At 71.9% G+C, this 18,087-nt stretch carries 16 protein-coding genes; 11 read left to right on the plus strand and 5 right to left on the minus strand.

The genetic code is table 11. The features are described 5' to 3' along the window. The first annotated feature begins 253 nt into the window (after nt 1–253). From AB0C28_RS12925 to AB0C28_RS12955, 7 genes are all read left to right on the plus strand, one after another. A complete protein-coding gene (locus tag AB0C28_RS12925) occupies nt 254–1,999 on the plus strand; it encodes a tetratricopeptide repeat protein (protein ID WP_358074183.1) in 1,746 nt (581 codons plus the stop codon). 115 nt (nt 2,000–2,114) lie between these two features. Beyond that, the gene (locus AB0C28_RS12930; RefSeq protein ID WP_358074185.1) at nt 2,115–3,011 is read left to right on the plus strand and encodes a haloalkane dehalogenase; all 897 of its coding nucleotides are present in this window, start codon (nt 2,115–2,117) and stop codon (nt 3,009–3,011) included. Between the two features lie 64 nt (nt 3,012–3,075). Further along, on the plus strand, nt 3,076–5,427 hold the full coding sequence (locus AB0C28_RS12935; RefSeq protein ID WP_357843560.1) for an AAA family ATPase: 2,352 nt from the start codon (nt 3,076–3,078) through the stop codon (nt 5,425–5,427). Nucleotides 5,428–5,556: 129 nt separating this feature from the next. Beyond that, nucleotides 5,557–6,540 carry an ABC transporter permease gene (locus tag AB0C28_RS12940; RefSeq protein WP_357845266.1) on the plus strand — a complete coding sequence of 328 codons (984 nt, stop codon included), beginning with the start codon at nt 5,557–5,559 and terminating at the stop codon, nt 6,538–6,540. Beyond that, nucleotides 6,540–7,451, plus strand: a complete 912-nt coding sequence (locus AB0C28_RS12945; protein ID WP_358074187.1) for an ABC transporter permease — start codon at nt 6,540–6,542, stop codon at nt 7,449–7,451. The genes AB0C28_RS12940 and AB0C28_RS12945 overlap by 1 nt, the downstream gene beginning before the upstream one ends. Continuing rightward, the gene (locus AB0C28_RS12950) at nt 7,448–9,529 is read left to right on the plus strand and encodes an ABC transporter ATP-binding protein (RefSeq protein ID WP_357843554.1); all 2,082 of its coding nucleotides are present in this window, start codon (nt 7,448–7,450) and stop codon (nt 9,527–9,529) included. Before AB0C28_RS12945 ends, AB0C28_RS12950 begins: the two co-directional genes overlap by 4 nt. A 31-nt stretch (nt 9,530–9,560) precedes the next feature. After that, nucleotides 9,561–11,255, plus strand: a complete 1,695-nt coding sequence (locus AB0C28_RS12955; protein ID WP_357843551.1) for an ABC transporter family substrate-binding protein — start codon at nt 9,561–9,563, stop codon at nt 11,253–11,255. A gap of 79 nt (nt 11,256–11,334) precedes the next feature. Here the strand turns inward: AB0C28_RS12955 and AB0C28_RS12960 are convergent, their stop codons facing one another. Together AB0C28_RS12960 and AB0C28_RS12965 are read right to left on the minus strand one after the other, a co-directional pair. After that, nucleotides 11,335–11,586 (minus strand): hypothetical protein, encoded by a 252-nt coding sequence (locus AB0C28_RS12960; protein ID WP_346102880.1) that lies wholly within the window; start codon nt 11,584–11,586, stop codon nt 11,335–11,337. A 114-nt stretch (nt 11,587–11,700) separates the two neighbouring features. After that, the gene (locus tag AB0C28_RS12965) at nt 11,701–12,798 is read right to left on the minus strand and encodes an MFS transporter (RefSeq protein ID WP_357843548.1); all 1,098 of its coding nucleotides are present in this window, start codon (nt 12,796–12,798) and stop codon (nt 11,701–11,703) included. 78 nt (nt 12,799–12,876) lie between these two features. Here AB0C28_RS12965 and AB0C28_RS12970 point away from each other — a divergent pair, with 78 nt between their 5' ends. The 3 genes from AB0C28_RS12970 to AB0C28_RS12980 all read left to right on the plus strand — a co-directional run bounded on the left by AB0C28_RS12970 (nt 12,877) and on the right by AB0C28_RS12980 (nt 14,344). Then, nucleotides 12,877–13,326, plus strand: a complete 450-nt coding sequence (locus AB0C28_RS12970) for a hypothetical protein (protein WP_346102877.1) — start codon at nt 12,877–12,879, stop codon at nt 13,324–13,326. A gap of 101 nt (nt 13,327–13,427) precedes the next feature. After that, nucleotides 13,428–13,871, plus strand: a complete 444-nt coding sequence (locus AB0C28_RS12975; protein WP_346102875.1) for a carboxymuconolactone decarboxylase family protein — start codon at nt 13,428–13,430, stop codon at nt 13,869–13,871. A 311-nt stretch (nt 13,872–14,182) separates the two neighbouring features. Then, complete coding sequence (locus tag AB0C28_RS12980) at nt 14,183–14,344, plus strand: hypothetical protein (RefSeq protein ID WP_357843542.1); 162 nt, start codon at nt 14,183–14,185, stop codon at nt 14,342–14,344. A gap of 28 nt (nt 14,345–14,372) precedes the next feature. Here AB0C28_RS12980 and AB0C28_RS12985 read toward each other — a convergent pair whose 3' ends face one another. Next, entirely contained in the window at nt 14,373–14,993 is a 621-nt protein-coding gene (locus AB0C28_RS12985) for a pyridoxamine 5'-phosphate oxidase family protein (RefSeq protein ID WP_358074190.1), read from the minus strand. Nucleotides 14,994–15,018: 25 nt separating this feature from the next. Continuing rightward, entirely contained in the window at nt 15,019–15,546 is a 528-nt protein-coding gene (locus tag AB0C28_RS12990) for a helix-turn-helix domain-containing protein (protein ID WP_358074193.1), read from the minus strand. A gap of 45 nt (nt 15,547–15,591) precedes the next feature. Here AB0C28_RS12990 and AB0C28_RS12995 point away from each other — a divergent pair, with 45 nt between their 5' ends. After that, a complete protein-coding gene (locus AB0C28_RS12995; RefSeq protein ID WP_358074196.1) occupies nt 15,592–16,935 on the plus strand; it encodes an MFS transporter in 1,344 nt (447 codons plus the stop codon). A gap of 26 nt (nt 16,936–16,961) precedes the next feature. On the opposite strand, the gene AB0C28_RS13000 is transcribed toward AB0C28_RS12995, so the two are convergent. Then, the gene (locus AB0C28_RS13000) at nt 16,962–18,047 is read right to left on the minus strand and encodes a PrsW family intramembrane metalloprotease (RefSeq protein ID WP_357843530.1); all 1,086 of its coding nucleotides are present in this window, start codon (nt 18,045–18,047) and stop codon (nt 16,962–16,964) included. Between the last annotated feature and the right edge of the window lie 40 nt (nt 18,048–18,087).

An 18,087-nucleotide genomic window follows, 5' to 3' on the forward strand; every position in this document is an offset into this window, starting at 1 on the left:
CTTGCAGGCCGATCCGTTGTCCAGGGCCCGCACGTGCTGTGGTCGGTGGCGTCGGAAGCCGCGGCTCGGCGCTCGCTCCTCCCGAGCTCTGCCGCCTGACTCCGGCCCTCCGGCTTGCGTGGCAGCTTAGGCCATGTCACGGACTTGTCATAGCGGTATCGGTCGATCCACGGTCACCCCGTACCTCTCTAGAGAGATACAGCCATATGTCGGTATCTATCCAACGATCACGCGCCAGCCGATCATGGGACGTGTGGGGACCGACGCACGTGGCACCAAAGGCGATCATCCCGACCGGTCCTCACGCGAATGGTGCGACGAGGCCCTGACCAGGCTCGACGCCGGACGTCCCGAGTCCGCGCTGGAGGCCGCGCGGCGGGCGGCGGACCTCGACCCGGTCGCCGAGTGGCCGCAGCGGCTGATCAGCCTGGCCCACGAGCGGCTGGGCCGCGACGCCGACGCGGTGCCCGCCGCCGAGCGGGCCGTGGACCTGGCCGGCGGCTCATGGCCCGCCCGGCTGCGGCTGGCGGGAGCGCTGCGCCGCGTGCCCGGCCGGTGGAGGGAGGCGGCCGGACACGCGGCGCTGGCCAGGAAGTTCGCGCCCGAGCGGGCCGGGCCCCAGGTCATGCTGGGCGACCTGGCTCTGCTGCGGGGCGAGCACCGGGAGGCCGAGCGGGCCTACCGGGCCGCGCTCGCCATCGACCCCGGCGACCCACAGGCCCGGGTCAATCTCGCGCTGGCCCTGCTGCGCTGGGACCCGCCGCGGCCGCATCACGACCCGGCCTGGCCCGTCGACCCGCGCGAGACCGGGCGGGCCAGGCGGGCGTTCGAGGTCTGGTCGCGGCAGGTCCGCCTGCTGGTGGCCGTGGCCACGATCGTGATCGCCGGGTCCGCGCTGCTGCTCGACTGGGGCACGCAGGCGCGGCTCGCCGGCTTCGCCGTGCTCGTGCTGCTGGTGCCGGTGACGGTCCGGCAGGCACGGCGGGTGGGCCTGTGGCCGTACGCGGGCGCGATGCTCGCCCGGGACCCGTGGCTCGGGGCCTCCGTGGTGTCGGCGGCGCTGTCGGCACCGGCCTTCGCCGGCTGGCTGCTGCTGGGTTCTGTGCACGTGCTGCCGGCCGCGCTCGACCCGGTCTGGGCCGGGCTTGCGGGCATCGCCGTACTCGGCTGGCCGGCGCTCGCGGCCCTGCGTGCCCTGACCGAGGCCTGGCGCGGCCACCCCCTGCGCGCCCTCGCCGAGACCGAACGCGCGGGCGAAACAACGCGGGAGGCCGAGCGGGCGGTGCGGCGGAACGCCGGGGTGGCGTTGTGGCTCGTGCTCGGACGGACCTGGTCGGTGCTGGTGGCGCTGCTGGGTGCGGCACTCGCGGTGGAGCCGGGGCTGGCGGTGGCCGCCGTGGTGGTGCCGTACCCGCTGGTGCGCGGTTATCTGCGCGCCCGGCGGCGCGGTGATCGGTGGCTGGCCGCCGCGACCTGGCTCGTCGTGCTGGCGGCCGGCGCGGGCGCGGCCGGCGGGCTGCTGGGAGCGGCGTGGGCCTGGCGGGCCGGTACGGGCGCGCTCGGGGCGGCGGCGGTCGTGTTCGTGGCGCGCGCCCTGCACGCGTGGTGGCGCGGCGGCCCGGGCCCGTGGCGGTCGTCGCTGCTCATGTGCGACCTGCCCATGGGCGCCGAGCCGTCGGTCGCGCTGGACTCCGGGGTGCGCCAGACCTTCTCCTACGCCCGCAGCATCGTCCTGGCCTACGGCGACGCGTACGGCCCCAGGGTCGCCGGGGCGGTGGCCTCGGTGACCTCCTCGGGCGAGCTGCGCCTCATCGCCGAGACCGAGGCGTGGCAGGCCATCGAGGACGACCCCCGGGTGGCGGTGTTCGCCTCCGACCCGCTCCAGCGGCGGTTCTGGGTCGAGGTGCGCGGGATCGCCCTGGCCGACTCCGACGTCATGCGCGTCACGCCGAAGCAGGTGCTGGTGGGCGAGTTCCCCGGCCGCCACCAGCGCCGCTGACCGCCCTGAGGACGCGGCCCCCACCGGTGCGGGCGACCGGTCGCCGGATCCGCCGCGCACCCGTGCCGCTGACCGGTGACTGGACGCGGCCGCACCCGCGGTAGAACATTGTTCTATGGACATCCTGCGCACCCCGGAAGAGCGCTTCGCGGACCTGCCCGGTTTCCCCTACGAGCCCCGCCACGCCGAGGTCACCGGCGGCCTGCGCATGGCGTACGTGGAGGCGGGCCCGGAGGACGGCCCGCCCGTCGTGCTGCTGCACGGCGAGCCGAGCTGGTCGTTCCTCTACCGGCACGTCATGCGCGAGCTGGCCGCGGCCGGGCTGCGCGCGATCGCCCCCGACCTGATCGGCTTCGGCCGCTCGGACAAACCGGCCGACCCGGACGCGCACACCTACGCCGCGCACGTCGAGTGGACCCGCTCCCTGCTGTTCGACGCGCTGGAGCTGAAGGACGTCACCATCGTCGGCCAGGACTGGGGCGGCCTCATCGGGCTGCGCATCGCCGCCGAGCACCCCGCGCACATCGCCAGGATCGTGGCCGCCAACACGGGCTTGCCGACGGGTGACATTCCCATGCCCGACGTCTGGCACCGGTTCAGGGACACCGTGCGCAAGGCGCCGGTGCTGGACGTCGCCCGGCTGGTCCAGGCCGGCTGCCGGACGACGCTGCCGCCGGAGGTGCTGGCGGCCTACGACGCGCCGTTCCCCGGCGAGTCGTACAAGGCGGGACCGCGCGCCATGCCGGGCCTGGTGCCGATCACGCCCGACGACCCGGCGGCGCCCGCCAACCGCGCTGCCTGGACGATCCTCACCACACTCGACCGGCCGTTCCTGGTGGCCTTCTCCGACAGCGATCCGATCACGGGAGGCATGGCGCCCGTTTTGCGGAAGAACATGCGCGGGGCGGCTGGCCTGCGACATCCCGTGATCAAGGGCGCAGGCCACTTCCTCCAGGAGGACGCGGGGGCGGAACTCGGCCGTCAGATAGCCGGTTTCGTGACCTCCGCCTAGCGTGTCAGGACCGCCCAATCGTCGGTCTGGTGCGGTATAACCGGGGGCGGACCGGGGAGGCGTGATGCGTGAGTCCGACAGGGCCCAGGCCGCGGGGCGGGCCGCGGCGCGGGATCTGTTCGAGAAGGTTCGGCAGCGTTATTTCCAGATTCCCCCGGCCGTGCGCCGGGTGCTCTACGTGGCCGCGCTCGTGGCCACCATGGGCCTGGGCGCCGCACTCGGGTGGGATCTGCTCAAGACCTTCCCGCTCGTGCTGCTGCTGCTCGCGTTCGTCGCGCTGACCATGCGCTATCCCAGGGCCGCCGCCACCGCGCTGGTCGTGGCGGGCTGGGCGGTGCTGGCGCTGGTGGTCTTCAGCACGCTGTTCATCCCCGGCGCGCCGACCGTGCACCTGATGGTCTTCCTCGCCCTGCCCGTCGCCGGGGCGGCCCACCTCATCCGCTGGGTGACGCCGTGGGTGACCACGCTGATGGCGCTCGCCCCCGCCGGGCTGCTGGCCGCCGCCCTCTCCCCCGTCTCCGACCGGATCGCCGTCTGGGTGGCCTGCGCCGCCGCCGCGGCCGTCCTCGTCCACCGGTTCCTGCTCGCCCGCCGGGCCAAGGCCGCCAGCGCCGCGGCCGAGGCGCAGCAGGTGCGGGTCAGGGTGCGCGAGGGCCGGCCCGACGCGCCCGGCGACAAGCAGGGCGCGCCGCCGCAGATCTCGGTCGAGGAGGCGCTCGGCGAGCTGGAGGCCATGATCGGGCTGGTGCCGGTCAAGGAGCAGGTACGCTCCATCGCCGCCTCCATCGAGGCCGGCCGGCTGCGTGCCGAGGCCGGCTACACCACCGGCAGGCCCACCAGGCACTTCGTCTTCGTCGGCCCGCCCGGCACCGGAAAGACCAGCGTGGCCCGCGCGCTGGCCAAGATCTTCTACGCGTTCGGCCTGCTGGAGACCCCCTACGTGGTCGAGGCCCAGCGGGCCGACCTGGTGGGCGAGTTCCTGGGCGCGACCGCGATCAAGACCAACGAGCTGGTGGACCGGGCGCTCGGCGGCGTGCTGTTCATCGACGAGGCGTACGGGCTGATCAACTCCGCGGACGGGCAGCCCGACCGGTTCGGCGCCGAGGCCGTGCAGACCCTGCTCAAACGCGCTGAAGACGATCGCGACCGGCTCATCATCATCCTGGCCGGCTACGAGCAGGAGATGGGCGCGTTCCTGTCCAGCAACCCCGGCCTGGCCAGCAGGTTCGCCACCCGGGTGCGCTTTCCCGGCTACTCCCCCGCCGAGCTGGTCGAGGTCACCGAGCTGCTGCAGCGGCGCAGGGGCGACACGATGGACGACGAGACCCGGCGGGTGCTGCTCGGCCTCTTCGACGACGTGCACCGCCGCGGCCTGATCGACGAGCTGGGCAACGCCCGCTTCGCCCGCAGCCTGGTCGAGGCCGCCGCGCAGGCCCGCGACGTGCGCGTGGTGGGCGCGGGCGGCACGCCGAGCACCCACGACCTGGTGACGACCATCACGCCCGACGTGACCAAGGCGTTCGACGAGCTGACCGCGCGCTTCCGCGGCTACGTGGCCACGCCCACGCTGGAGGAGGCGCTGGCCGACCTCGACAGGATGGCCGGCCTGGCGCCGGTCAAGCGACAGGTGCACGCCATCGCCGCCCAGCTCCAGGTGGCCAGGATGCGGCAGGAGCGCGGGCTGCCCACCCCGCAGCAGATGCGCCACTTCGTCTTCCTCGGCCCGCCCGGCACCGGCAAGACCACGGTCGCCCGGGTGCTGGGCCGCATCTTCGCCGCGCTAGGCCTGCTGGCCAGGCCCGACGTGGTCGAGGCGCACCGGGCCGACCTGGTCGGCCAGCATCTCGGCGCGACCGCGATCAAGACCAACGAGCTGGTGGACCGGGCGCTCGGCGGCGTGCTGTTCATCGACGAGGCCTACAGCCTGGTCAACCCCGGCTACCAGGGCGGCGACGCGTTCGGCGCCGAGGCCGTGCAGACGCTGCTCAAGCGGGCCGAGGACGACCGCGACCGGCTCGTCATCGTGCTGGCCGGCTACGAGCGCGAGATGGGCGCCTTCCTGTCCAGCAACCCCGGCCTGGCCAGCCGCTTCAACCAGCGGGTGGCCTTCCCCAGCTACTCGCCTGGCGAGCTGTCGCAGATCGCGGTGCTGCTGGCGGAGAAGGCCGGCGACACCTTCGACGACGAGGCGCTGCGCCGCCTGGACGAGGTCTTCACCTGGGTGTGCGAAGACCGGCTGATCGACGGACTGGGCAACGGCCGCTTCGCCAGGTCCCTGTTCGAGCGGGCGGCCATGCGGCGTGACGTGCGCCTGGCCGCCCACGCCTCGCGCGGCGGGTCGGCCAGCGCGGCCGATCTGACCACGATCACCAGCGAAGACGTCCGCACCGCCGTGGACGAGCTGTCCGGCCGCTGAGCTTCTTTGCCGCTTCCGTGCGCGGAGGCGCTCGCCTGGTGTAGCTATATGACTACGATGAGCCACGAGTCGGTGGCGGTCGGTGTAGCCGCGCTGCGTACGTGCGGGATGCGCGCAGGAGGTGGGGCGATGGCGGGGTTCCTGGCCCGCAGACTGCTCAACTACGCCGTGCTCGTCGTGCTGGCGGCCAGCCTCGCCTACCTGGTGGCGGCCACGGCCCTCGACCCGCGCTCCAACTACGCCGATCGCACGCCCAAGCCGCCGCCCGCCGCGGTCGACGCCCAGCTCGACGCGCTCAACCTCAACGACAGGACCCCGCTGCTGCAGCGCTACGCCACGTGGGCCGGCGGCGTGCTGCGCGGCGACTTCGGCAAGACGGTCGCGGGCGCGCCGGTCGGCGAGGAGCTCAAGCGGCGGATGGGCGTGACGTTCCGCCTGGTCATCCTGGGCCTGCTCTGCGGCAGCCTGCTGGGGGTGGCCGTGGGGGCGCTGGCGGCGGTGCGGCAGTACGGGTGGTTCGACCGGCTCTCTGCCGGGCTGTCGTTCCTGGTGCTGGCCGTGCCGGTGGTCGTGCTGGCCAACATGCTGATCCTGCTGGCGGCGTGGGCCAACCAGAACGTGTTCGGCCGCCAGTTGCTGCTGGTCAGCGGCGAGTACAGCGACGGGCTGGCCACCGGCTGGTGGGGCCAGGTGGTGGACCGGTTGCAGCACCTCGTGCTGCCGACGATCTCGCTGTCGGTGGGGCTGATCGCGGTCTTCAGCCGCTACCAGCGCAACATGATGCTCGACGTGCTCGGGGCCGACTTCGTCCGTACCGCCAGGGCCAAGGGGCTCAGCAGGCGCCGGGCGCTGACCCGGCACGCGCTGCGCACCGCGATGATCCCGGTCGTCACCTACTTCGCGTTCACGTTCGGGGCGCTGCTGACGGGGGCGACGTTCACTGAGAAGATCTTCGGCTGGCACGGCCTGGGCGAGCAGCTGATCGACTCGATCTTCGGCAACGACGTCAACACCGTCGCCGCCATCTCCCTGCTGGCCGCGGTCGCCGTGCTGCTCGCCGCGCTGGCCGCCGACCTGCTGCACGCCGCGCTCGACCCCAGGGTCCGGGCCTGATGACGCTGTCCGAGGAGGAGCTGGCCGAGGACCTGACCGTCGGCGCGCCGGTCAGGGCGCCGTCGCGGGCGCGGACGGTGGCCGGGCGCTTCTTCCACTCCCCGCAGGGGTTGATCGGGTTCGCGGTGCTGGCGCTGATGTTCCTGCTGGCGTTCGCGGGGCCACTGGTCAGCCCATGGACCTACACCGACAAGGACTTCACCGCGTTCATGCAGCCGCCGTCGGCGCGCCACTGGTTCGGAACGCTCCAAACGGGTTCCGACGTCTTCGCGGTGACGCTGCGCGGCATGCAGAAGTCGCTGGTCGTGGGACTGCTGGCGGCGCTGGTGTCCACGGCGCTGGCGGCGGTCGTGGGGGCGTTCGCCGGTTACTTCCTGGGCTGGACCGACCGGGTGCTGAGCTGGGTGACGGACCTGCTGCTGGTCTTGCCGGCGTTCCTGGTCCTGGCGATCATGTCGCCGCTGTTCGGCTCTGGGCAGTGGCCGCTTTTCGTGATCATGCTGGCGCTGTTCCTGTGGATGGTCACCTCCAAGATCGTGCGGGGGATGGCGATCTCGCTGCGGGAGCGGGAGTTCGTCCAGGCCGCGCGCTACATGGGCGTGCCGCCGGTGCGGATCGTCTTCCGGCACGTGATCCCCAACCTGTCGTCGCTGCTGATCGTGGACGCCACGCTCAACGTCAGCAGCGCGATCCTGACCGAGACGTCGCTGTCGTACTTCGGGTTCGGCATCCAGCCGCCCGACGTGTCGTTCGGGACGCTGATCGCCGAGGGCTCCCTGACCGCCGTGTACGCGCCGTGGACGTTCTGGTTCGTGGCCGGGCTGCTGGTGGTCACCGTGCTCGCGGTCAACCTCGTCGGCGACGCGCTGCGTGACGCCTTCGACCCGTCCTCGGCGAAGGGGGCGCGATGAGCCCGGCCCGAGGTGCGGGGGCCGCGCCGAGCCCGGTCCGCGGTGAGGGCGCCGCGACGCGGCCGGTGCTTGAGGTCAGCGACCTGACCGTGTCGTTCGGCGACGTCCGCGCCGTGCGCGGGGTGAGCTACTCCGTACGTCCAGGCGAGGTCCTCGGCATCGTCGGCGAGTCGGGCTCGGGCAAGTCGGTCACCTCGGCGGCCGTGATGGGGCTGCTGCCGCCGGGGGCGCGCGTCACCGGCTCGGTGCGCCTGCACGGCCAGGAGCTGATCGGCGCCCCGGAGCGCCGGCTGAACGCCGTCCGCGGCAGGTCCATGTCTATGGTGTTCCAGGATCCGCTCTCCGCGCTCACCCCGGTCTACCGGGTGGGTGACCAGATCGCCGAGGCCGTACGCGTGCACCAGCGGGTCAGCAGGGAGAGCGCCCTGATCAAGGCCGTCGAGCTGCTCGACCTCGTCGGCATCCCCCACCCCTCCGAGCGGGCGCTGGCCTTCCCGCACGAGTTCTCCGGCGGCATGCGCCAGCGCGTGGTGATCGCGATGGCCATCGCCAACGACCCCGACGTGATCATCTGCGACGAGCCGACCACGGCGCTCGACGTCACCATCCAGGCACAGGTGCTGGAGGTGCTGAAGCGGGCGCAGGCCAAGACCGGGGCGGCGATCGTCATGATCACGCACGATCTCGGGGTGGTGGCCGGGTTCGCGGACCGGGTGCTGGTGATGTACGCCGGCCGGCCGGTCGAGGTGGGCGACGTGGACGACATCTACTACCGGACGCGGATGCCGTACACGGTGGGCCTGCTCGGCTCGATCCCGCGGGTCGACCGGGGCGCGCGGCAGCCGCTCGAGCCCATCGAGGGCAACCCGCCCTCGCCGGCCGCGCTGCCGCCCGGGTGCCCGTTCGCGCCGCGCTGCCCGATGCGGATCGACGCGTGCGACGAGAGCGAGCCGCCGCTGGCCGAGGTCGCCGGCGGGCATCGGGCCGCGTGCATCCGCTGGGAGGAGGTGGGGCCGCGCGGGCCGGCCGCGCCCGAGGCCCCCGGCGGGCTCCCGCTGCTGCGGGTGCGCGGGGAGCGGACCGTGCTGGAGGTCAGCAACCTCGTCAAGGAATATCCGCTGCTCAGGGGGGCGGTGTTCAAGCGCAGGGTCGGCACGGTGCACGCGGTGGCGGGCGTCAGCTTCGACCTGCGGCAGGGCGAGACGCTGGGGCTGGTCGGCGAGTCGGGCAGCGGCAAGACGACCACGCTGACCCAGATCCTGGAGCTGGCCCCGCCGCAGGAGGGCAGCGTCGTCGTGCTCGGCCACGACACCGCGCGCCTGCGCCGCTCGGAGCGCACGGAGATCAGGCGCGACATGCAGGTCGTCTTCCAGGATCCGCTCGCGGCGCTCGACCCGCGCATGACCGTGCACGACATTCTGGCCGAGCCGCTGCGCACCCACGGCCGGCCCGATGCGGGGCGGCGGGTGCGCGAGCTGCTCGCCCTGGTCGGGCTCGACCCCTCCCACGCCGCCCGCTATCCGCAGGACTTCTCCGGCGGGCAGCGGCAGCGCATCGGCATCGCCAGGGCGCTCGCGCTGGAGCCGCGGCTGCTGGTGCTGGACGAGCCGGTCTCGGCGCTCGACGTGTCGATCCAGGCCGGGGTGATCAACCTGCTCGACTCGCTCAGGGCCAGGCTCGGGCTGTCCTACCTGTTCGTGGCGCACGACCTGGCCGTGGTGCGGCACATCGCGGACCGGGTGGCGGTGATGTACCTGGGCAGGATCGCCGAGATCGGCCAGGTCGACGCCGTCTACGACGCGCCCGCGCATCCGTACACGCAGGCGCTGCTGTCGGCGATCCCGCTGCCCGATCCGGTACGCGAGCGCTCCCGCGCGCGCATCCTGCTCGAAGGCGACCTGCCCAGCCCGGCCCACCCTCCGACGGGCTGCCGATTCCGCACCAGGTGCCCCAAGTTCCGTGCCGAGCTCACCGACGCCGAGCGCGAGCTGTGCGTCGGCGTCGAGCCCGAGGTGCGGCTGCTGGGGGCGGACCAGGGGGCGGCCTGCCACTACGCAGACAGGCGCGAAGTCGTGTAGACCTCGCTCGATCCAGGAGGAAATCCGCTCGATGAAAGCATCACGTCTAGTCGTGTCCGCCGCGGTGACGGGCTCCCTGCTGCTGGCGGGCTGCGGGAACGTCCGGGGAGGCGGTTCCGGGCTCCAGGACAGCCCTGGGGACGAGCGTACGATCAGGGCCTTCGACATCAACCCGCAGCCGCGCGAGAACGTCAAGGACGGCGGGACGCTGCGCTGGGGCATCAACGAGTTCCCCACGCAGTGGAACAGGAACCAGGTCGACGGCAACCTGGCGATGGCGGCCGTGGTCAGCAACGCGCTGCTGCCCTCGCCGTTCGTGTCGAACGAGAAGGCCGAGATCTCGATCGACCGCGACTACGTGCTCAGCGCCGAGGTGAGCGACCAGCGGCCCAAGCAGGTGGTGACGTACACGCTCAACCCGAAGGCGAAGTGGTCCGACGGCAAGCCGATCACGTGGGCCGACTACGAGGCGCAGTGGCGGGCGCTCAACGGGCGCGATCCGGCCTACCGCATCGCCTCCTCCACCGGCTACCAGGACATCGAGAAGGTGGCGCGGGGCAAGGACGACTTCGAGGTGGTGGTGACGTTCGGCAAGCCGTTCGGCGACTGGCAGGCGCTGTTCGGGCCGCTGCTGCCGGCCTCGACCAACCGCAGCGCGCAGGCCTTCAACGACTCCTGGGTGAACAAGATCCCGGTGACGGCGGGGCCGTTCAAGTTCGGCGGCTTCGACCAGACGGCCAAGACGATCACGCTGGTACGGGACGACGCCTGGTGGGGCGACCGCGCCAAACTGGACAAGATCATCTACCGTGCGTCGGAGCAGGACTCGCTGATCGGCGCGTTCGGCAACGGCGAGCTCGACATCATCGACGTGGGCCCGTCCGCGCCCGGTTACGCCCGTGCCAAGTCCACCGTGGGCGCCCAGGTGCGGCAGGCCGCCGGGCCCGACTTCCGCCATTTCACCTTCAACGGCGCGAGCGAACTGCTGAAGGACCGCGAGGTCCGGCAGGCCGTGCAGCTCGGCATCAACCGCCAGGCCATCGCCCAGTCCGACCTCCAGGGCCTCGACTGGCCGATCACGCTGCTGAACAACCACTTCTTCATGAACACCCAGGAGGGCTACCAGGACAACGCCGGAGCCCTCGGCGCCTACAACCCCGAGCGGGCCAAGCAGTTGCTGGACGCGGCCGGCTGGAAGCTGCACGGATCGGTCAGGCAGAAGGACGGCAAGCCGCTCGACCTGCGGTTCGTGGTGCCGTCGGGGGTGCAGATCAGCAAGGCCGAGGGTGAGCTGGCGCAGAGCATGCTGGCCCAGATCGGGGTCAAGCTCACCATCAAGGCCGTGCCCAGCGACGACTTCTTCAGCAAGTACGTCATCCCCGGCAACTTCGACATCACGCCCTTCGCCTACATCGGCACGCCCTTCCCCGTCTCCAGCAGCTACGCGATCTACGCGAACGCGGAGGACGGCAAGACCTGGAACGCGAACTTCGGGCGTACCGGCTCGGCCGAGATCGACCAGGCCATGAGCCGGGCCGCGCAGAGCCTCGACCCCGTCAGGGCCCGCGCGGCCACGAACGCGGCCGACGCGCTGCTCTGGAAGGAGGTCAACGTGCTGCCGCTGTACCAGCGGCCGCAGAACGTGGCCGTGCGGGAGACGCTGGCCAACGTGGGGGCGCGCGGCTTCTTCGACCTCCGGTACGAGGACATCGGCTTCACCCGCTGAACCGCGGGCCGCGCGCGGGCGGGGTGACTTTCACCGCTCCGCGCGCGGTGTTCAGGACGCGGCCTTCAAGGACGCGGTGTCAAGAAGAAGTACCGGCCATGACGCGGTCGACGATGCCGCTGTCGCCCTCCTGGCGGGCGCAGTGCGCGCAGCAGTACCAGTGCTCGCCCGCCTGCACGCCGTGCCCGATGACCTTCGTGCCGCAGTGCTCGCAGATGGGCGCCATGCCCTCGATCGCGCACTGGAAGCAGTCGAAGGTGTGCACCGCTCCCTGCGCGTGCACCTCGAACGCCATGTCATAGTCGTTGCCGCAGGTCTCGCAGACAGCCATGATGATCCCCTCATACAGTCGATCCGCCCGGAGGACTACCCGATTCCGGGGTTGATTTGCCCCAAGAAACGGCCATATTCCGCCGCTCGTCCGGGCCGGCGGCGCTCGTCTGGGTCAGCGGCGTTCGACGGCGGAGCGGGCCACCAGCGGCAGGCCCAGCAGGCCCAGCGCGGCCAGCGCGGCGGGCAGGCCGAGCCCGCCGCTCAGCCCGGCCACGAGCAGCGGGCTGAGCACGAAACCCGTGTAGGACAGCGTGGACACCCCCCACACCATCGTGCCGCTGGAGTCGTCGGCCGCGGCCCGGCTGAGCAGGGCGGGCACCATCGGGCCGAGGGCCAGCCCGGTCACCGCGAACCCGGCCAGCGAGACCGCCACGCCGCCGCCGAGCGCCGCCAGGGCGATGCCGGCGCCGCCCCCGAGCCCGGCCACCAGGTAGAGCGCCCTGAGCGACGTCCTGGGCAGCGCCTGCACGATCAGCCGGCCCGCCGTCAGCGCCGCCATATAGACCGAGGGGGCGGCGCTGGCGACCAGCGGCGTGGCGTCCCTGTGCTCCTCCAGGAGCAGGACCGACCACTGCTCGACCGAGTTCTCGATGATCAGGACGCAGGCGGCCAGCGCCCCCAGCACGACCACCGCGCCCCACAACTTGCGCCAGTCTGTCCCGGTGGCGGATGGTTCCGGCAGGCCGCGGCCCAGGCGCAGCGCGAGCGGGGTCAGCGCCGTGGCGGCCACGAGCAGGGCGACGACGACCAGCACCGTGCCGGCGCCGAGGCCGTACGAGCGGGCCAGGCCGGTGAGCGGGGCCGCCGCGATGACCGCCACCGGGAAGGCGGCGTGCACCGGCTGGAAGAGCCGGCGCCCGCTCTCCCGCTCGGCGCGGCCCGTGGCCAGGTTCAGCGCGATGTCGAGGGCGCCGCTGAACGCGCCGACCAGCAGCAGCGCCAGCGCGAGCTGCCAGGCGGTGCCGGCCAGGCCGATGACGGCGACGGAGAGCGCGAACAGGCCCGTGGTCGCCATCAGTGCGGCCCGCTCCCTGCCCCTGGCCAGCCGCCCGGTCAGCGCCATCGCGGGCAGGGCCCCGACCGGTACGGCGCTGAGCGCCAGCCCCAGCTCACCCGCCGAGATCCCCAGCTCCAGCTTGACGGCGGGCAGCAGGGCCGACCACGACCCCCAGAACACGCCCCACACCGCACAGACCGCGATCAGCGGCATTTACCGGCACCCCTTGATATTTCGGTCAAGTCGCAGTAAAGATCGTCCTTGCCTTTATTACCCTTTGAAGGGACGCTCGTGCTCCTCCGTACGGTCATCGCCGCCAGCCTGGTCGCCGCCGGGATCGCCGCCACCCCCTCCGCCGCGTACGCCGCCTCGGCCGCGTACAGCCCGGAACGGGTCTGCGGCAAGGGCTTCAAGCGGGTCGAGGACGGCCACCGGGCGATGAGGACCTCCAGGGGAGCCGTGTTCGGGCACGTGTACCTGATGTATAGCAAGCGCAGCGGCAAGAACTGCGTCGCCGCGATCAAGACGCGGTACACCGGCACCCGTACGCTCACCGGCGCCTCCATCGAGGTCAGGGGCGGCGGCCGGAGCGAGGACCAGCAGAAGTACCGCTACTACGCCGAGACCGGGCACATTCAGGGCGCCTGGAAGTGCGTGCGTTACGCCGGCTGGACCCGCGATCCGCGCGGCCGGATCGAGGCGTCGGGCGGGCGCGCGCACTGGGGCAACTGCCGCGGCTGATCAGGGGTAGGGGTCGGGGAACGAACCTTTTTCGCCGGAGCTGTCACAACGGGACCCGCTGTCCTGTCCTAGCTGGCACCGACGAGAATACGGAGGTTCCCATGAGCCAGAGGCTTGACGTCTCCAAGCACGTTCCCGAGATCTACCGCCACTTCTTCGCGGTGGAGAAGCTGCTGCACGACAGCGAACTGCCCGCGGCTACGCTGGAACTGGTCAAGCTGCGGGCCAGCCAGATCAACGGCTGCGCCTACTGCGTCGACATGCACAGCAGAGACATGAAGAAGTCCGGCGAGAGCGACGAGCGGCTGTGGATGGTGGCGGCGTGGCGAGAGGCCACGGTGTTCACCCCGGCCGAGCGGGCGGCGCTGGCGCTGACGGAGGAGGCGACCAGGATCGCCGACCGCGCCGTCGTGGCCGACGACGTGTGGCGGCGCGCGGCCGAGTTCTACAGCGAGGAGCAGCTCGCGGTGCTGGTCGTGGCCATCGCCATGATCAACACGTGGAACCGGATCAACGTGACCGCGCGGGTCGCGCCGCCCGTGTGAACCCAGCCGAGTCCGCAGAAATGCATTGAGCGGACGCCCGGGCCCGGTTAGGTTGACGCGCATGGCGGGTGCGGACCCCGCCCGCCATGCCGTCGCCCGGACGGAAGGGGGAGCTCCATGAAACGCGTCAGAGTCAGGAAGCAGGCCGCGAGGCGGCGCCGCCGGCTGACGGTCGAGCTGGATCTGCGTACGCCGTCCGGCCGCGATCTTCCCTACTGAGGTGCTCCTTACACCGAACTTACGGGGGTATCTGTAGATAACATAGGTAACAAGAACATCACGGGGGGCTCACGATGAACAGGCTTGTGGCAGTGCCGCCACACATCGCCAGGCACAAGATCCGCGACATCCGCTCGGTGGATCGCCGCAAGCGACCCGCAGAACCCGCGCCGGCCGACCCGGTGATCGATCTGCGTGCCTACGCGGGCAGAAACGTCATCCGCTTCCCCGGCGGCCCCACGCCGGCCGCCTGAGAACGCGGTGAAGACGTAAGACGGGCCGTCAGCCGTACAGGCGCTTGGCGTACGTCTCGCCGTAATAGCTTTCGAGCTCTTCGAGGCTCTCTTCCACCTTCTGCGTCTCCTTGACCAGCTTGGCATGGGACGGCAGCGCGTCGGTGGTCCAGTTCTCCGGCTTCCACAAGGACGAGCGCATGAACGCCTTGGCGCAGTGGAAGAAGATCTGCTCGATCTCGACCACGAGCGCCAGGTCCGGCCGGTGCCCCTTGACGATCAGCTCGTCGAAGAAGGGCGCCTCGCGCACGAGCCGGGCCCGGCCGTTGATCCGCAGCGTCTCGTTGCGGCCGGGGATCAGGAAGATCAGCCCGACGTGCGGGTTTCTCAGGACGTTGAGGAATCCGTCCGCCCTGCGGTTGCCGGGGCGGTCCGGGATCGCGATCGTGGCGTCGTCGATGACGTGCGCGAACCCCGCCGGATCGCCCTTGGGCGAGACGTCGCAGGTGCCGTCGGCGCCGGACGTGGCGATGAGGCAGAACGGCGAGGCCGCCAGCCACTCCCGGTCGCGCTCGTGCAGGAGCATCCGTTCCTTGGTCGCGGCCCTCGGCATGACCTCGCCGAGCAGCTCGCGCAACTCGGCCTCCGACTCGATCTCCGCCCAGCTCATGCGATCTCCATTCGGGGTGTTTCGCTTATTTTGTCAGGAGCGGGGTCAGTAGCCGATGGGGTTTTCGCAGGGCGAGACTCACCTGGTCCTGCCGCGTGTCGTCGCGCAGCCCCGGCCCGGGGCGGACCTCGATCTCCTCGATCGGCACACCCCTGCCGCAGGCGGCACAGAACGACACGTCGTCGAGCCTGGTGCCGCAGGACACGTGGTGGTACAGCCGGCGAGGGCCGTTGGCGGCGAGGTGGCGCTCGCCCCACGCGCCCAGTGACAGCACGGGGATCCAGAGCCCGCGCCCGACCGGGGTCAGGACGTATTCGTCGCGCGGAGGCGCGTCCTGGTAGCGGCGTCGTTCGAGGACGCCCGCCGCGACGAGCGCCGACAGCCGCTGGGACAGCACGGCCTTGGGGATGTCGAGGTGGGCCTGGAAGTCGCCGAAGCGGCGCACGCCGTACATGGCGTCGCGGACCACGAGCAGCGTCCATCGCTCGCCGATCACTTCCAGGGCACTGGCCAGTGAGCAGTCCTGGCCGTCGTAGTTCTTGCCGAGCGCCATGAGCCCATGTTAGTTCATTCACCGAACCGTGGTAGCCTGCGCGCCATGAGTTCAGTGACCGAACCGACACGTGTGCCTCCGTACACGCTGGCCGTGGCCTCGTCGGCGCCGCTGCTGGTGATGGCCTCTTTCACGCTGCCGATGGTGACGCTGCCGCAGATCTCCCGATCGCTCGGCGCCGGTCCGACGGGGCCCGTGTGGATCCTGGGCTCCATCGCGCTCGGGCTCGCCTCGCTGCTGCTGGTCGCCGGTGGTCTGGCCGACGACTACGGGCGCCGGCGGGTGCTGGTGACGGGCACAGGCGTGCTGGCCGCCTCCAGCGTGGCGGCGGCGCTGAGCACGAACGTCGCCGAGTTCGTGCTGGCCAGGCTGGTGCAGGGCGGGGCGAGCGCGGCGATGCTGGCCGCCAGCCTCGGCATCGTGGGGCACGCCTATCCGGCGGGGTCCGAGCGCGTGCGGGCCACCGGACGGTACGGGGCCATGATCGGGCTGGGCACCCTGGCGGGGCCGCTCGTGTCGGGGCTGGGGTATTCGGTGATGAGCTGGCGGGCGACGTACTGGCTGATGGGGTTGTCCGCGCTGCTGCTGACGCTCGCCTCGGCCCGCGTGCTGCGGGAGTCGGGCGGGACGGTGCCGCGCAGGTTCGACCTGCCGGGGGTGGTGCTGCTCAGTCTGGGCATCGCGGCGCTGGTCGCGGGGGTGACCGAGGGGCGTGTGGGGTGGTCGCGGCCGGTCGTGCTGGTGGCGTTCGCCCTGGCCGCGGCGCTGATCGCGGCGTTCGTGGCGGTGGAGCGGCGGCGGCCGGAGCCGCTGCTGGACCTGCGGCTGTTCGGCCGGGCGGAGTTCCTGGTGGCGACCGCGGGCGCGCTGGTGGTGGGGATGGCCATCGTCGGGCTGATCGGCTATCTGCCGACCGTGCTGGAGGCGGCCCACGGGCTGACACCGCTGGACGCGGGGCTGCTGCTGAGCGTCTGGGCGGGGCTGTCGTTCGTGTCGTCGCTGCTGGCCAGGCACGTACGGCTGGGCACGGCCGCCCGGCTGGCCCTCGGCTTCGGGCTCAGCGCGGCCGGGTTCACCGGGCTGCTGGCCACGGGCGCGTCACTGTCACTGCCGCTGGTCGTCGCCGGGCTGGCCGTGAGCGGCGTGGGATCGGGGCTGATCAACTCCTCGATCACCCATCTGGCCATCGAGAGCGTGCCCGCGCACCGGGTCTCCATGGGGTCGGGGGCGAACAACACCGCCAGGTCCTTCGGCTCCTCGCTGGGGTCGGCCGGGATGGCGGCGTCCGTCGGGGGCTTCGGGCTCGCGCAGGGAACGGCCGTCGCGGTGGGGGCCTGCGTGGCGCTCACGGGCGTCGCCGCCCTCGCCGCCCTGCGGGTCCGCTCGTAAGTCATCCCCCTTCGTCGTTGAGAGCGTCACCAGCGGCGGGCCTGGGCCATCGCGCCGAGGAGGGCGTCGCGTTCCAGCGCGAACCTGCGCGGGTCCATCCCCTGGCGCTCGGCCCGCAGGTGCAGCAGGGTCAGCTCGGTCGCCGCCTGCTGGTAGTCGCCCATCGCCCGGCCGAGCCCCGCTCCCCTGGCCCACTTGCGGGCCGCCTTGCGCGTGGGCAGCGTGGTCAGCATCCGGACGTCGGCGTCGGTGACCAGCCCGGTCTGCTGGTAGGCGGGCAGGTAGTAGGCCATCCTGGCGACGAGGTGGCGGCGTTCGACCACGGTCACGACGATGAGCAGCACCAGCGCCGCCATGATCACCAGGTAGGCCGCGCCCAGCCAGGACAGCGAGTTGGTGGTGGCGGCGCCGTTCCAGAGGCCGTGCAGGAAGACCGCGGCGCAGTAGCCGAGCGGGATCGCGGCGTACCTGAACGCCGTGCGCCGGGTCAGCGCGTACGCGACGCCGAGCCCGATCATGGAGGTGTAGATCGGATGGCCGAGCGGGTCGATCAGCCCGCGCAGCACGAAGAGCTGCACCGCGCCGCCCGCACCGTCCTCCCCGAACGCGAGCAGGTAGTAGCCCACGTTCTCCACGGCCGCGAAGCCGAGGCCGGCCATGGAGGCGTAGACGATGCCGTCGGTCAGGCCGTCGATCTCGACCCGGCGGCGCAGCAGGAGCAGCAGCGCCGAGCCCTTCAGCGCCTCCTCGATCACCGGCGCCAGCACGACGGTGCCGATGTTCTCGACCGCGGACGACGTGTAGCCGGCCCGGAGGAACAACTGCTGGCCGGCCAGCGTCAGCGCGATCCCCGCGACGATGGCCACCCCCGCTCCCCACGCGAAGGCGAAGGCGAGGTTGAGCTTCGGCTCGGGTTCGAGCCGGTCGAGCGAGAGCACGGCCGCGAGCAGCACCGGCAGCGGCGCCACGGCCAGCAGCGCGGACAGGCCGAACCCGATGGGACCGCCGGAGAGCAGCATGACGGCCAGCACGATCAGGGCGAGGACGCCGGAGACGACCAGTCCGATCAGCAGGGCCTTACTGGGACGCTGAACGAGCAACGGAGCAGTCATGGTGGTGCCTCTTTTCCCTTCGGCTCCGCCCACTATGCGT

The sequence above is a fragment of the Nonomuraea sp. NPDC048892 genome, assembly GCF_040649735.1.
Lineage (GTDB): Bacteria > Actinomycetota > Actinomycetes > Streptosporangiales > Streptosporangiaceae > Nonomuraea > Nonomuraea maheshkhaliensis.

Excerpts from the sequence above, each read along its gene's own strand:
- AB0C28_RS12930 (WP_358074185.1), top strand. The coding sequence starts at position 2,115 with ATGGACATCCTGCGCACCCCGGAAGAGCGCTTCGCGGACCTGCCCGGT.
- AB0C28_RS12935 (WP_357843560.1), top strand. The coding sequence starts at position 3,076 with ATGCGTGAGTCCGACAGGGCCCAGGCCGCGGGGCGGGCCGCGGCGCGG.
- AB0C28_RS12940 (WP_357845266.1), top strand. The coding sequence starts at position 5,557 with ATGGCGGGGTTCCTGGCCCGCAGACTGCTCAACTACGCCGTGCTCGTC.
- AB0C28_RS12945 (WP_358074187.1), top strand. The coding sequence starts at position 6,540 with ATGACGCTGTCCGAGGAGGAGCTGGCCGAGGACCTGACCGTCGGCGCG.
- AB0C28_RS12950 (WP_357843554.1), top strand. The coding sequence starts at position 7,448 with ATGAGCCCGGCCCGAGGTGCGGGGGCCGCGCCGAGCCCGGTCCGCGGT.
- AB0C28_RS12955 (WP_357843551.1), top strand. The coding sequence starts at position 9,561 with ATGAAAGCATCACGTCTAGTCGTGTCCGCCGCGGTGACGGGCTCCCTG.
- AB0C28_RS12960 (WP_346102880.1), bottom strand. The coding sequence starts at position 11,586 with ATGGCTGTCTGCGAGACCTGCGGCAACGACTATGACATGGCGTTCGAG.
- AB0C28_RS12965 (WP_357843548.1), bottom strand. The coding sequence starts at position 12,798 with ATGCCGCTGATCGCGGTCTGTGCGGTGTGGGGCGTGTTCTGGGGGTCG.
- AB0C28_RS12975 (WP_346102875.1), top strand. The coding sequence starts at position 13,428 with ATGAGCCAGAGGCTTGACGTCTCCAAGCACGTTCCCGAGATCTACCGC.
- AB0C28_RS12985 (WP_358074190.1), bottom strand. The coding sequence starts at position 14,993 with ATGAGCTGGGCGGAGATCGAGTCGGAGGCCGAGTTGCGCGAGCTGCTC.
- AB0C28_RS12990 (WP_358074193.1), bottom strand. The coding sequence starts at position 15,546 with ATGGCGCTCGGCAAGAACTACGACGGCCAGGACTGCTCACTGGCCAGT.
- AB0C28_RS12995 (WP_358074196.1), top strand. The coding sequence starts at position 15,592 with ATGAGTTCAGTGACCGAACCGACACGTGTGCCTCCGTACACGCTGGCC.
- AB0C28_RS13000 (WP_357843530.1), bottom strand. The coding sequence starts at position 18,047 with ATGACTGCTCCGTTGCTCGTTCAGCGTCCCAGTAAGGCCCTGCTGATC.